Below are 13,514 nucleotides of genomic sequence, written 5' to 3' on the forward strand. Positions count from 1 at the left end.
GCTATTAAGCTTTGTCTGTAGGGTTATTAGTAGTAGTGTTATTAGACTCACCTAACAATTTTTTTGCCCAAGCTTGTGCATCATCATTAGTATGTACAACAGTATTATCATGATGCTTATCATATTCTTCAGCAAAAGCAAGTTCTTCAGGTGATAAAAAGTTGTTATCTTTATTGTTTGGTTTCTTGGACATATTATTACCTACATATTTGATTATTTTTCTTTATTATAACATTTTTATTAGTATTTGGCAATGGATTAGAGTTATTAGATTGTAATTGATTCCCTAACTGTGATCCAATCATTTGAGCTTCATCTGTAACTTTTGTATAGCTTACTTTTATACCTAAATTACTATCATTAAATTTATAAGTCGGAGTTTTTTTATGATAATCTTCGCTATATAATTCCTGTGGGTTTTGTGCTTTAGGATTTAAGTTTTGTTTACGTAAAAATTCATCTAACCTAGTTTTATCGTGTATCTCTACTGTTTTTTCTTTAAGATTACCTTGTTCTATTAATATCGGTTTTTTACCTCTTTCCACATCATTGTCTACTATTTTATATTCAATATCTTTTCCAATATTCTTAGACATAATATCATGAAAATTCTTTGGGACATTAATATTTGCATTGATAATATAATCAGTTGGTACAAATCGTTGTTCTTCTTTTCCTCGTTCATATGCTCTTTCTACACATTTTTCTGTCGGAATTGAGATAACATCAATTAAAGTTTTTCCTCCATTTTTAACTGCCATATCAAGTATATATTGATTAGGCATTATAGTATCAACTAGCATATCAGGAGCTTTATTGTCGTTAACTTTTTTCTCATATAAACGATATGACATATTAGAAATAAATCCTGCTTCTGCATGATTAAGAGCTGATCTATTCTCAATTTTACTAGTAGGTGAGCTATCATCTATAAAATCTCTATGACTATCAGTGTTAATTTTTACTATATCAGCCCAATTTTTTCCTTCCCCTTGATTGCTTCTGATCTACGCATTGCTACAGATGTCCCTTTTCCGGATGCTGGTGCCCCATAAAAACAATAAGTAGTTCTATCTTTTGAATGTTCAGTTAATTTTTTAAATCCTTGACTTTCTGCTTCTTTTACTAATTTTGGTTCTAGATCAGATATTATTGTATCTTCTAAAGCTTTCATTCTAGTTTTATCAAATAATATTTTTTCCAAATATTGTTCTGGTGATTTTGAGTGTGATTCTTTAGGTAATTTGGAATAATTTGTGTTTATAGTTTCATATAAATTTTTTGCGTCTAGTTCTTCTTTATTTAATGTTGTTGTATCGGTATTATTAATAACTTTAGAAGCTAAAGCTTCGGCTTGAGATTTTGAGTCTATAGTTACCTTATTTACCTTTTCTTCAAATTCCTTGCTGTTACTATATTCTAATATGTAGGGATGTAATTTTTCAAAAGTAGGTTTTAAATCCGCTTCTTTTTCTATTTGCAGGTTAGTGTTTATAATAGCAAGAGAAGCATATTTAGCTATACGTGTTGCCGGTAAGCTAGCTACACTTGTTAAATCATTTGTACCTGTTAGTATTATATGTTCAGCAGTTGTTCTAGCGGAATTTTCTGAATTTTTAATAATAGTAGGAATTTCTGTATCTGTTTTTTCATTACTTAAATCTTTTGCCTTGCTAAGTGTATCAACTCCTGTAACTTCCCAGGCTTCATTTTGTTTATCTTTCATAATTATTAATTGTTTTTTAAATAAAATTGATAATAAGATTATTTGATGCATCATCAAAATAAATTAATAGTTGAATTTAATTTTAGTAGAATAGTAGTGTATTTTTGCAACTTATATTATTATTAAGTATTGATATAATTATTGTTAAGTTTTGAAATATTTTTCAAAATTATATTTGATTATTAATTAAAAAATTGATACTATATTAAATAATTAACTTTTTATTAAATAATGAGAAAGGGGATATGATTATATTTAATTTTAAGGATAAGTTTAGTTATTCACATTTGTTAGAAGTTTTAAAAACCAAATATAAAAACACAGGATATGACGGATAAGTATATATCATATACTAAAGTTGAATCATTAGAAGATATGGTTGTTAATGATAGAATAATAAGCTGTTATGATATTTGTAAAATATCCTTTTCTTCTGGAAATAAAAAATTAGCTATGCCTGAGGGTATGGTATATTCTGGGTTATCTGAAGTTACTGCTGAAGATGTGATGCATTTAATGGGACATGAAAGTATAGTTATGTAAAGTGCCATCTAGTTGCTTGCTAACTAGAGCCATATATCATTTCTGCATAGGCTTTATTGCATGGATACCAAATCGTCATGAGCTACGCGACTGTAAGGAGCGTGGCAATCTCATTAAACATCCTGAGATTGCTTCATCAATTACTTCGTAATTTCCTCGTAATGATGACTCTCAATCTATGCGAGAATGACCTTTTTCTAAACCTTAACTAATATATGTCTTTTTTTACCGGCAGAGAGTTTAATAACCTTATTATCAAGTAAGAAAGTAGTATTAATTATCATATTCTCGTCTTCTATAAGCTGATCATTTACTTTAGCTCCTTTTCCTCTTATAAGCTTACGTGCTTCAGATTTAGAGGTAGCAAGCCCAGCTTCATGAAATAGTTCAAACGCAGTAATGCCTGCTTGTAACATTTCCGGCTCTAGAACTATGGTGGTTAAATTTTCGTCAATTTGTCCTTGTTCAAATATTTTTACTGAAGTCTCTAAAGCGGTATTGGCTTCTTGCTCTCCATGACAAAGTTTAGTCAATTCATAAGCAAGCTGCTTTTTAGCGGCATTAATATCCGTACTTGCTAAATTTTCAAATGCTGTAAGCTCTTCACTTGTTAGCTCACTATATAATTTAGCAAATCTAACCACGTCAGCATCTTCACAGTTACGCCAATATTGGTAATAATCATAAGGGCTTAGCAGATCTTCATTAAGCCATACAGCACCTGCAGCCGTCTTACCCATTTTAGCACCTGAAGCAGTTGTAAGTAACGGCGTTGTCATACCAAACACTTCTTTGCTACTTATTTTGCGAGTTAAATCCGCCCCCATTACGATATTACCCCATTGATCACTACCACCAAGTTGCAGACTACAATTATAATGTTTGCTTAAATAGTAAAAATCATAGGCTTGCAGCAACATATAGTTAAATTCTAAAAAGCTCAAATGCTGCTCCCGCTCTAGTCTAAGCTTTACCGAATCCATAGTAAGCATACGGTTTACCGAGAAATGGCTGCCAAAATCTCTTAGGAAATCTAGATAATGAAGTGAGTCTAACCACTCCGCATTATCGAGCATAATAGCATCACTTTCACCGTCACCGAACTTGATGAATTTAGACAGAGATTTTTTGATGCCTTCCGCATTTTTAGCTATATCTTCCTTGCTTAAAATTTTACGTGCCTCATCTTTCCAAGTAGGATCACCGATTTTACTCGTACCACCGCCAATAATCACTATTGGCTTATGCCCATGCTTTTGAAGTAGTCGCAATATCATTATCTGCATTAAACTACCAATATGTAGCGATGTTGCAGTGCAGTCAAAGCCGATATAAGCTGCGATCTTACTTTCTTTTGTTATACTGGTTAACCGCTCTAAATCGGTACATTGGTGGAAATATCCTTTATTTATAAATTCTTCTATAAAAGTCATATTATTAATTTCAAAAGCCATTAAACCACGCAGTTTGGTATATATTAAGTAAATTGTCAATATTCAAGAGTGTCATTTAGGTAATAATTTTATATTTATAATATACTTTAACCTAAATTAATTTTAATTAACTTGTTAGCATTTTTAAATAATGATTTAATTAAATAAACTTAATAAGGAATTTTGATATGTCAAAAGATAGTGATGGAAAAGGAAATACACTTACTAAGGAACAAAAAGAAAAAATTATCTTAGAAAGATTAGAATATGTTGAAAAAGATATAAAAAATTTAGAAAATTTTGCAGCAGCTCAATTTGCAAATAAAGTTAAAGCTAACAAAAAACCAATCGACGTAAAGGATGAAGAGTTTCAAAAGGAATTAAACGCAACAATAGAAACGGAAAAGAATCAGCAAAGTAAAACTGGAGGGGTAAATGCGGTAATAAGCCTTAAAGCAACTTTAACAGATTTGAGGGAGTATTTAGTAGAAAAAAGCGTTCTTCCAGCGGTTTCTGATGGAAAAGATTTTGAAGAATTTCCTGCAATAAAAGAAAGAATAAATAATTATGATAAAGAATTTAGAGAAAAGTTTTCAACTAATGAAAAAGTGAAGGCAGCAGTAAAAAATCGTGTTGAATATGAAATTATAAATGAATCTTTGGATTTTAAAGAATTGAAAAATGATCAATATATACCATTAGATAAAGAAGCCAATAAAATACTTACTAATCAAATATCTAATGAAGTAAAAATACCTGAAGAGCTTTATGAAAAAATCATGAAAGGTAATGAACAACTTAGATCAAAATTAACATATCAAATAATTAGACCTGAAGTAGAAAAAGCTTTTGGTAATCCTAAATTTAATTTTAATCAAGATGGTTATGATTATGAAATAACCACTTTAGATAATTCCAAACTAACTCCAGAAAATATAGCAAATTTTAAAAACTCATTAAATGATAAACTTGAAAAAGCCAATGATAAGTTAATAGCGACAGAAAAATTAATGGATAACGTTAAGGCACAAAATCCTGATCTTACCGATACTCAGCTTGAGCAATTTGAAAAAGCTTTATCTAAATTAGATACCAAAAATTTAACCCAGCATAAAGATACATTGGTAAATACGATAAATGAAACAAGTAAAATCAAACTTGGATTTGCTGAAAAAATTTACACCATGGTTACCGGAAAAGATCAAGAAGTATATCTAAACAATAAAATAGATGAAATATTGAATAAGAGACTTTCTAGCATTATTAGCTCTCAAACTCCTAGTGTTCAAAGTCCAAGTTCTCAAAGTGCTAATATTAAGCAAGTTTTAAACAGCCCAACAAGTAATTTTGCCAAAACAAAAGAAATGCAAAAATCCATGAATAGAGAAAAAAGTTCTCAAAGTGCTGATATTAAACAAGTTTTAAGCAATCCAACAAGGAGTTTTGCTAAAACAAAAGAAATGCAAAAAGCTATGAATAGAGGAAGTATGATAAACACATCAAGCTCTATTTCAGTACCTACTACTCCTAATAAATCTATATCTAATAAAAGTAAACAAGATGAAAGATCTAGATAACTTAAATGACTACAAACTTCTGTAAGAAAGTCGGCAATCTTATAAAACAATATAAAATGCCTGAGGTTGCTTCGTTAATTATTTTATAATTTCTTCGCAATAACTATTCAAGTTTTGTCTAATAATCCCTATAAATATAAGTAACATTAACTATTTATTAAAAAATTAATATTCCTGCTTGACATAGTACGATATTTTGTGTATAATGTATTCAAGAAGAAGAATAACTCGTTGAAGCGAGTTTATAATTTTTAGCCGAAATAAATTAACTAATAATTAACTTATTAACTAAAAGTTAGACCTAATTAACAAACATATTTATCTTTAAAAGAGGAAAAATTATGCCAAATATAACATCTAAATATACCGGTGTTAAAATCTCTGAAACAACATACAACTACTTCTCTAGTGCTTCAGAACATTTTGCAAATGCTGGTCAAGCTGCAGTAAATTGTGGTATGTACGCTGGTTTAGCAGCTACTTATGGTGGTAAAGCAATGTTTCAAGGTGTACTTGGGCTTTGTGCTTATAAAGAATTTGCTGGTGAAGTAATGACCGGTCATGCTTTTGGTTTTGCTATGCCGAAAGTTTTAAGTGGATTAGTAGCAGGTGTTGCTGGGGCAATTTACCATCACCCAACAGCTGTTATGGCAACTTTTGTTACAGCAGCAATTTTAACTTCACCAGAAAATGCATACGAAACTGTAAAGAATGCAGCATTTACAGGTTTAGAAGCAGCACATTTCGTATACGAAAATACTGCAGGTATAGCAAACGGAGTAGCAGGAATATGTAATCTTGTTTACGAAAATTTACCAAGCCACAGCGAAGTATCTAATATAGCATCTGTAATAGAAAATAATGCACTAGAATTAGTTGGTAATGGTATGCTTGCACTTGAGTATAACGTATAATAACAATATAGTAATCTTATAATTGCTCTTTAAGCTCAGCGATTATGAGAAACGTATTATTTCCTTATCGTCATTGCGAGAAGAAACTAAAAGTTTCGATGAAGCAATCCAGTAAAAATAGTTAAGAATATTGCATATTTTTAACTGGATCCCGTGGCGGGGCCACGGGAGGCATTGTTGCGTGGATCGAAAAGCACCTAAGGTGTCATACCGTAGCTTGTCCACGGTATCCAGAAAAACAACTTTTGATACTAATAATTTTAGTACTTTAAGCTGGATCCCGCTACAAGCGCACGGGATGACAGAGGAAAAATCGATCCACGCAACAAAGCCGCCACGGGATGACAACGCCCTAGGTGCTTTTCGATCACAACAAAGATTTTTAACTACCTTTCAATCTCTTGGTCACTTCGACTATTCTTTTTCCAAATAAATTAGCAGTTAGTAAATCACCTTTTGTAGGGGCAATATTAGGGGCGGATTTATGATTTGATTGTGTCATAAGACCGGACCAGCTACCTAATCGGTTAGTTTTACCATGGTCAGGCATCTCATGATCGGCAAATTGTGGGGCAGATTCAGCTTGTCCAACCCAAATCATACAATGCTGCATTGCAAAATGAAATAACTGTTGAATACTACAAAGCTTATCGCCTGAATAAGAAGCAGAATTAGTAAAGCCTGCTGCTATTTTGTCTTTCCATTTTATTGAAGTAGAGTCCATAAATGTTTTAAAAGGACCAGCTAAACTACCCATATAAGTTGGAGCTCCAAAAATAATAGCATCTGCATTATCTAACAAACTCCAATCTACATTATCAGGTTTGTCTTTGCTTATTTGAATTAAGGAGGTTTCTGCTCCTGCTTCTTTTACGCTTTTATTTATTTCTTCGGCTACTTTAACAGTATGACCATATCCGCTATAATATACGATAGCTACTTTAACCATTCTATTCTCCTTTAAGTGTTACAACTAAATCGTCATTGCGAGGAGGCTTTGTTGCGTAGATCAGTTTTTCCGTCATTGCGAGGAAATTACGAAGTAATTGACGAAGCAATCTAGTTAAAAAATGCTAATTTATAGCATTTTTTATTATTTTTTCTGGATTGCCACGCTCATTTCATTTGCTCGCAATGACGACTCTTGATCCACACAACAATGCCCTGCGAGGAGCGTAGCTTTGATGCAATCTCAGGATAATAAAATGAGATTGCCACGCTCCTTGCAGTCGCTCGCAATGACGAGAACTCCTTACAAATTCACTATAAATTCAGCTTCTGTTTTGGATTTTATTTCTTCAACAGTAACGTCTTCGGCTTTTTTAGAGAGTATCATCTTATCTTTATCAATATCAAAAATTCTAAGGTCGGTAATTACTCTATTAACTACTTTAGCACCTGTTAAAGGAAAGTTACATTCTTTTAATAATTTAGCACCGCCATCTTTGGCATTATGTTCCATTATAACAACTACTCGTTTGGTGTTGGCGACCAAATCCATAGCTCCGCCCATACCTTTAACCATCTTACCTGGAATAGTCCAATTAGCAAGGTCGCCTTTTTCTGAAACTTGCATAGCTCCTAAAATAGTCAGATCAATATGCCCACCTCTAATCATCCCGAAAGAAAAACTACTGTCAAAATAACTACTTTCTGGCAAAGCCGTTATAGTCTGCTTGCCGGCATTAATTAAGTCAGGATCTTCATCACCTACATAAGGAAAAGGTCCCATCCCAAGCATACCGTTTTCGCTATGAAGCGTTATAGTTATGCCTTTAGGGATATAGTTTGCCACGTTAGTTGGCATACCTATGCCAAGATTAACATATAAGCCGTCCGTAAGTTCAAGCTCTGCTGTTATTTGATAAATTTGTTCTTTGCTCCAAGCCATTTATTTTGCTCTTGTTGTTAGTTGCTCAATGCGTTTTTCGTATTTTTCACCGACTATTAGCCTCTGCACAAAAATATTAGGAGTGTGAATATCATCAGGATTAAGTTCACCAACTTCAACTATTTCTTCTACTTCACAAACAGTGACTTTTGCCGCACCTGCCATTACAGCGTTGAAATTTCTAGCGGTTTTATTATAAATAACATTACCGCTTTTATCAGCTTTATAGCCTTTAATAATAGCAAGATCAGCCTGTAATGCTGTCTCCATTATATATTTTTCGCCGTTAAATTCTTTAGTTTCTTTATTCTCTTCTACGATCGTACCTATACCGGTTTTAGTATAGAAAGCGGGAATCCCAGCACAAGCAGCTCTAATTCGCTCGGCAAGAGTTCCTTGTGGGTTTAATTCAAGCTCTAATACTTTATCAAGATATTGCTGCTCAAAAATTTTATTTTCCCCTACATAAGAAGAGATCATTTTTTTGATTTGTTTAGTTTGAAGAAGTAAACCAAGACCGAAATTATCAACACCGCAATTATTGCTGATAATCGTTAAATTTTGGACGTTGCTCTTAAGTAGGGCATTGATTAGATTTTCAGGGATACCGCATAGACCGAATCCGCCTGACATGATAGTCATGCTGTCATAAAGTAATCCTTCAAGGGCTGCTTCAGTTGAAGGATAGATTTTGTTCATAAATTTTTTATTATTTAATACTTACTATTAAGAAATTATGGGGATTTTCACAATAAGTCAAGAATATTAACAACTTTAACTTATTAAAAAATTTACTTGTTAATTTTATAAATATTATATATAATGCCTTTCTGATAAATTAACAAATATTAATAATTATGAAAATAAGTAAATTAAGTTTAGCCTTTGCTACATGCATTTTGTCAGTAGCAGCAAATGCATCAAGCATAGATAATACCTCATCCAAAAAAGGATATAGTTATGTAGTAACTTATGGTTGCTAATCATGAAATAGGTGGGCATGGTGCTAGAATGAGAGAGTTTGACTTAAAAGTAACAAAGTATAAAGTTAATCCTTTCGATGGATTCACTCAATAATAAGGCAAAAGATTTTGATTCTTTACAGGTTCATAAAAAAGCAGCTATAGATGTTGGAGGAATGCAAGCAAGTTATCTATTATCTGAAAATATTAAAGATAGATATATGAGCAGTAATAAAATTAACCCTACTTATGGTATAGGTTATTTTATAGCAAGGTTAGATCAAGCAACTTATATTTTTGACACTAATTTTAATGAAACTGATAAAAAGGGCAACGATATTAATGCTTATACAAAACTGATGAATAGTATATATGGTAATAATTATATTACCAAAAGCAAAATGCGTTCTTATGCTTATTTAGATTTAATTGATCCATTTTTATTCTATTCTGCTTATTCATTTGTAATGAATACTAATCTTGATAATATTCCAATGATTAATTTAGGAAGAGTAAAATATTTACCAGCTACCAGAGCTATACTTGCTCCATATGGTTTAGAGCGTGGTTTAGTTAATCATTTTGTTATTGACGATAAATATATCCAACTTAATATTAACTACGGAAAAAATCAAAAATTTAAGTCTTATGGCGTTGGATTTAAAGCAAATAACTTAGCAAAATTTGATTTTATTTCTTTAGGTTTAGAAGCTGCTTATTGGAATCAGCCTAAAATGCTAACTGCTACTCCTTTAAAGGAAAAATGTAAAAAAGGTGGCTTTGGAGCTGTTAATTTTGAACTTAGTTTAAATGATACATTTAAAATAGTTGGTTCAGGTGGTTATAAAACAGCAGGATTTATAGAGGGTATGCCTTTAAAATCTTCAGCTATAGTTAGAGCGGGTCTAAAACTGGATTTATAAGCCTTAAAATAATGAGTACCAGAGATGAAAACCGCTTTTCATCTCTGGTACAAATTAAATAATTATTTTTATTATTCTTAAGAGGTATATATAATCATAATATTAAATAATGATATATAATTATATATGCTAACTATTTTAGAGAAATTTTTATTTTCCCCCATCAAAGCTTTTATTAATATTCGTGAAGATACTGCAGCTGCCCTTAAAAGGCTTGGTATTAGTAATATTCGTGATTTGCTATTTTATTCTCCTGTTTCTTATCAAACAAAAACATTATCACCTAATCTAACAGAGGTTAAAGAAGGAGATTTAATTCAAGTAGAAGTAATAATTGAAAGCGTTAATCTACCGAATAAAAGCCATCAGCCGTTAAGAATTACAGCAAGTAATGATACAGGCTCGTTGCTATTAGTATTTTTTCATAAACCACCCCCATTTATTTTTAATAAGCTGAAAGTTGGAACGAAGCATATTATTAGTGGTAAGGTACAATTTTTTGATCATCACTTACAAATTTCTCATCCTGAATTTATCGTTAATCCTAAGCTTACAAAGGAACTAGAACCTATTTATTCTTTGACATACTTAATTAGTAACAAGCAATTATATTCATATATCATAAAAGTAATAGATATGTTTGAAGAGAAATGTAAGAATGTGCAGGATAAAGAGGTAAAGGAATATTTGGATGAAGTGCTAGAGAGCTTGAAAGGGGTGCATGTTCTTCGTCATTGCGAGGAGGCATTTATGCCGACGCGGCAATCTAGTGATGTAAAATCATTAATTTCTGGATTGCCGCAGCCCCTAAAGGGGCTTCGCAATGACGATGTACATAAAAAATCCTTAGCCGCTAAAGAACTCATCGCCAATCAGATATCTCTTTTTAAGGCACGTACGCAAATAGTAGGAAAGCATGGTAATATTTACCCTAAAGCGGAGCAGGTTCAAGCTAATATACTAAATAGTCTTGGGTTTGAGTTAACTTTTTATCAGCAGCAAGTAATAGAAGAGATAGAGAAAGATCAGGCTAGCGGCATTGAGATGATGAGATTATTACAAGGTGATGTTGGATCAGGTAAAACTTTAGTAGCCCTGCTTACCATGACGAATGTAGCAGTTGTGGGGTTTCAATCAACCTTAATGGCACCGACTGACTTACTTGCCAATCAGCATTATGAGTTTTTTATTAGAGCTTTGAAAAATACCGATATAAAAATTGGATTACTTACCGGTAAAATACTTGGCTCGGCTAGAAAAAATATTATGATGCAGCTTGAAAATGGTGAAATTGATATATTAATTGGCACTCACGCTTTATTTCAAGAAAAAGTAAATTTTAAGAAGCTCGGTTATATAGTGATAGATGAGCAGCATAGATTTGGCGTGCAGCAAAGACTTGATCTAATAAGTAAAGGTAAAAATCCCGATGTTTTAGGTAGAAGTTATGACCGCAACACCGATTCCAAGAAGTCTTGCTCTTACTATGTTTGGGGATATGACTATATCTAAGCTTCAAGGAAAGCCCAAAAATCGTCTGCCTATTGCAACAAACACCATGTCTATCAATAAAATCGAACATATTATAGAAGCGATAAATAAGAAGCTTGTTGCAGGCGAGCGAATATATTGGATATGTCCATTGATAGAGCAGGCAAAAACCTCCGATGTCATACCGCGGCTCGACCGCAATATCCAAAAAACAACTGATAATGCTAATAATTTTGACTGGATCCCGTGGACAAGCCACGGGATGACATCAGAGGAAGAAGATAGACTATTAATGGATGTAATGAATCGTTTTAATTCGATTGAGAATATTTATGCAGGATGCAGCGGTATTATTCATGGTAAGATGAAAAATGAGCAAAAAGATGCTGTAATGAAGCAATTTAAGGATGGAGAAATTAAGATATTAGTTGCAACAACTGTTATCGAGGTTGGGATAGATGTGCCTGAAGCAACATTAATTATTATTGAGAATGCCGAAAGGTTTGGACTTGCTCAGCTCCATCAGCTGAGAGGTAGAGTAGGGCGTGGTAGTTTACAATCATATTGTATATTGCTATATAATCCTAAAAGACTTGGTAAAGTTGGGCGTGGTAGATTTGAGATAATGAAACAAACTAATGACGGATTTTATATTGCCGAGCAGGACTTAAAACTTCGTGGTAGTGGTGAGATTTTAGGTGTAAAGCAAAGCGGTGAGATGGATTTTTTCTTTGCTGATTTAGCAAGAGATTATGACCTGTTACTTAAAGCTAATAAGTTTGCTGAAATAGGTGCAAATGGTAATGCAGAGTTTATTGATTTCCAAATTAAACTATTTGCAAAATCGCAGATTAGCGAGTTTGTATAACTGATTGTCATTGCGAGGAGTGTAGCTTTGATGCAATCCCAGGACATTCTCATAAGATTGCCACGCCACTTTCAGTGGCTCGCAATGACGAGTTATATAAAATTTATTTGCTTTTTTCTCTGAATATTGTTAGTATTACTGCGATTATACTGGCTGGGTAGCAAAGTGGTAATGCCGTGGACTGCAAATCCTCTATTCGTCGGTTCGATTCCGACCCTAGCCTCCATCTAAAATTAAAAATTTTATGGAATTTATTTCACAATTCCTAGAAATGTTACTCGCTGAGCGAGCATTATCAAAAAATTCCATACTTAGTTATAAGCGTGATTTATTAGATTTTCATAATTATCTTGCCAAGCAAAAATTATCAGAATTAAATATTACTACTGACAATATTAGAAATTGGGTTGAGTATCTAGCAGAAAATGGTTTGCAAGCTCGTTCTATTAACCGAAAAATATCAACTATAAAAAGTTATTATGAATTTTTAATTAGTGAAAACCATACTAACTTAAATCCTTTACTAAATATAGATTTACCAAAATATCAAAATAAACTTCCTGAAATATTATCTATAGATGATATTAAATCATTGCTTGAATATTGCTCGCAAGATACTTCACCTGAAGGTATCCGGCTTAATGCAATGATCCACTTGCTGTATGCTAGCGGTCTTAGAGTCTCAGAGCTTGTTAGCCTTAAACTCAGCGATATTTTAAGTAATAAAGTGTCAAGAGAGGTAAAAAAAATATTTTCCGTACTTGGTAAAGGTAATAAAGAAAGAATTATAGTAATAAATGAGCCGGCTATTAATAGTCTTGTTAAATATTTAGCAGTTAGAGATAACTTTGTAAATAAAACAAAACCAAAAAATCTTATTTACTTATTCCCTTCTTCATCTGCTGCCGGTTACATGACTAGGCAAAATTTTGCTATCCTCTTAAAATCGGCTGCTCTTTACGCTGGGCTTAATCCTGAGCATATTTCCCCGCACGTATTGCGTCATAGCTTTGCAAGCCATTTGCTTGAGGGCGGAGCGGATTTACGTGTTATTCAAGAGCTATTAGGTCATGCTGATATCTCTACTACTCAAATTTACACTCATCTTCAAACCAACCATCTTAAAAAAGCATTGTTACATCATCCCCTCAGTAAAAATTAAAATATTTTAATTATTGTATAAAAT

The 13,514-nt window shown here is 32.5% G+C and carries 13 protein-coding genes, 1 tRNA gene and 3 pseudogenes; 9 read left to right on the forward strand and 8 right to left on the reverse strand.

The features are described 5' to 3' along the window. Window positions 1-4: 4 nt before the first annotated feature. From AAHF54_RS03220 to AAHF54_RS03230, 3 genes are all read right to left on the reverse strand, one after another. Window positions 5-193, reverse strand: a complete 189-nt coding sequence (locus AAHF54_RS03220) for a hypothetical protein (protein ID WP_341789126.1) — start codon at window positions 191-193, stop codon at window positions 5-7. A gap of 4 nt (window positions 194-197) precedes the next feature. Next, entirely contained in the window at window positions 198-854 is a 657-nt protein-coding gene (locus AAHF54_RS03225; RefSeq protein ID WP_342170206.1) for a hypothetical protein, read from the reverse strand. Between the two features lie 110 nt (window positions 855-964). Next, window positions 965-1,726, reverse strand: coding sequence for a hypothetical protein (locus AAHF54_RS03230; protein ID WP_341789128.1), 762 nt, complete (start codon window positions 1,724-1,726; stop codon window positions 965-967). A gap of 327 nt (window positions 1,727-2,053) precedes the next feature. On the opposite strand from AAHF54_RS03230, the gene AAHF54_RS03235 reads away from it, so the two are divergent. After that, entirely contained in the window at window positions 2,054-2,269 is a 216-nt protein-coding gene (locus AAHF54_RS03235; RefSeq protein ID WP_341795021.1) for a hypothetical protein, read from the forward strand. Between the two features lie 197 nt (window positions 2,270-2,466). On the opposite strand, the gene tyrS is transcribed toward AAHF54_RS03235, so the two are convergent. Then, window positions 2,467-3,702 (reverse strand): tyrosine--tRNA ligase, encoded by a 1,236-nt coding sequence (gene tyrS / locus AAHF54_RS03240; protein WP_342170235.1) that lies wholly within the window; start codon window positions 3,700-3,702, stop codon window positions 2,467-2,469. Between the two features lie 188 nt (window positions 3,703-3,890). On the opposite strand from tyrS, the gene AAHF54_RS03245 reads away from it, so the two are divergent. After that, window positions 3,891-5,279, forward strand: coding sequence for a hypothetical protein (locus AAHF54_RS03245; RefSeq protein WP_342170207.1), 1,389 nt, complete (start codon window positions 3,891-3,893; stop codon window positions 5,277-5,279). Window positions 5,280-5,620: 341 nt separating this feature from the next. Next, entirely contained in the window at window positions 5,621-6,193 is a 573-nt protein-coding gene (locus AAHF54_RS03250; protein ID WP_341789132.1) for a hypothetical protein, read from the forward strand. A gap of 382 nt (window positions 6,194-6,575) precedes the next feature. Here the strand turns inward: AAHF54_RS03250 and AAHF54_RS03255 are convergent, their stop codons facing one another. The 4 genes and pseudogenes from AAHF54_RS03255 to AAHF54_RS03270 all read right to left on the reverse strand — a co-directional run bounded on the left by AAHF54_RS03255 (window position 6,576) and on the right by AAHF54_RS03270 (window position 8,783). Then, on the reverse strand, window positions 6,576-6,794 hold the full coding sequence (locus tag AAHF54_RS03255; protein ID WP_341789219.1) for a transcriptional regulator: 219 nt from the start codon (window positions 6,792-6,794) through the stop codon (window positions 6,576-6,578). Between the two features lie 42 nt (window positions 6,795-6,836). Continuing rightward, window positions 6,837-7,142: pseudogene (locus AAHF54_RS03260) on the reverse strand (flavodoxin family protein); the annotation flags it as partial. Window positions 7,143-7,445: 303 nt separating this feature from the next. Further along, window positions 7,446-8,084, reverse strand: a complete 639-nt coding sequence (locus AAHF54_RS03265; RefSeq protein ID WP_342170208.1) for a 3-oxoacid CoA-transferase subunit B — start codon at window positions 8,082-8,084, stop codon at window positions 7,446-7,448. Then, window positions 8,085-8,783: a CoA transferase subunit A gene (locus AAHF54_RS03270; protein ID WP_342170209.1), complete on the reverse strand. Its 699-nt coding sequence runs from the start codon at window positions 8,781-8,783 to the stop codon at window positions 8,085-8,087. A gap of 158 nt (window positions 8,784-8,941) precedes the next feature. Here AAHF54_RS03270 and AAHF54_RS03275 point away from each other — a divergent pair, with 158 nt between their 5' ends. The 6 genes and pseudogenes from AAHF54_RS03275 (at window position 8,942) to xerD (ending at window position 13,490) form a co-directional block, all read left to right on the forward strand. Beyond that, a complete protein-coding gene (locus AAHF54_RS03275) occupies window positions 8,942-9,067 on the forward strand; it encodes a hypothetical protein (protein WP_341789134.1) in 126 nt (41 codons plus the stop codon). A gap of 77 nt (window positions 9,068-9,144) precedes the next feature. Further along, window positions 9,145-9,969 carry a hypothetical protein gene (locus AAHF54_RS03280; protein WP_341789135.1) on the forward strand — a complete coding sequence of 275 codons (825 nt, stop codon included), beginning with the start codon at window positions 9,145-9,147 and terminating at the stop codon, window positions 9,967-9,969. A gap of 126 nt (window positions 9,970-10,095) precedes the next feature. Then, window positions 10,096-10,695, forward strand: a pseudogene (locus AAHF54_RS07460) (ATP-dependent DNA helicase RecG); the annotation flags it as partial. Between the two features lie 111 nt (window positions 10,696-10,806). Continuing rightward, window positions 10,807-12,328: pseudogene (locus AAHF54_RS03285) on the forward strand (ATP-dependent DNA helicase RecG); the annotation flags it as partial. A 151-nt stretch (window positions 12,329-12,479) separates the two neighbouring features. After that, window positions 12,480-12,554: transfer RNA gene (locus AAHF54_RS03290), tRNA-Cys, on the forward strand. Between the two features lie 18 nt (window positions 12,555-12,572). Beyond that, entirely contained in the window at window positions 12,573-13,490 is a 918-nt protein-coding gene (xerD, locus tag AAHF54_RS03295) for a site-specific tyrosine recombinase XerD (RefSeq protein WP_341789137.1), read from the forward strand. Window positions 13,491-13,514 lie beyond the last annotated feature (24 nt).

The sequence above is a fragment of the Rickettsia endosymbiont of Seladonia tumulorum genome, from assembly GCF_964030815.1.
Classification (GTDB): Bacteria; Pseudomonadota; Alphaproteobacteria; order Rickettsiales; family Rickettsiaceae; genus Rickettsia.

Coding starts and splice junctions, on each gene's coding strand:
- AAHF54_RS03245 (WP_342170207.1), top strand. CDS start 3,891: ATGTCAAAAGATAGTGATGGAAAAGGAAATACACTTACTAAGGAACAA.
- AAHF54_RS03270 (WP_342170209.1), bottom strand. CDS start 8,783: ATGAACAAAATCTATCCTTCAACTGAAGCAGCCCTTGAAGGATTACTT.
- AAHF54_RS03230 (WP_341789128.1), bottom strand. CDS start 1,726: ATGAAAGATAAACAAAATGAAGCCTGGGAAGTTACAGGAGTTGATACA.
- AAHF54_RS03250 (WP_341789132.1), top strand. CDS start 5,621: ATGCCAAATATAACATCTAAATATACCGGTGTTAAAATCTCTGAAACA.
- AAHF54_RS03220 (WP_341789126.1), bottom strand. CDS start 193: ATGTCCAAGAAACCAAACAATAAAGATAACAACTTTTTATCACCTGAA.
- AAHF54_RS03280 (WP_341789135.1), top strand. CDS start 9,145: ATGGATTCACTCAATAATAAGGCAAAAGATTTTGATTCTTTACAGGTT.
- AAHF54_RS03265 (WP_342170208.1), bottom strand. CDS start 8,084: ATGGCTTGGAGCAAAGAACAAATTTATCAAATAACAGCAGAGCTTGAA.
- AAHF54_RS03255 (WP_341789219.1), bottom strand. CDS start 6,794: ATGATTTGGGTTGGACAAGCTGAATCTGCCCCACAATTTGCCGATCAT.
- AAHF54_RS03235 (WP_341795021.1), top strand. CDS start 2,054: ATGACGGATAAGTATATATCATATACTAAAGTTGAATCATTAGAAGAT.
- AAHF54_RS03275 (WP_341789134.1), top strand. CDS start 8,942: ATGAAAATAAGTAAATTAAGTTTAGCCTTTGCTACATGCATTTTGTCA.
- tyrS (WP_342170235.1), bottom strand. CDS start 3,702: ATGACTTTTATAGAAGAATTTATAAATAAAGGATATTTCCACCAATGT.
- AAHF54_RS03225 (WP_342170206.1), bottom strand. CDS start 854: ATGTCATATCGTTTATATGAGAAAAAAGTTAACGACAATAAAGCTCCT.
- xerD (WP_341789137.1), top strand. CDS start 12,573: ATGGAATTTATTTCACAATTCCTAGAAATGTTACTCGCTGAGCGAGCA.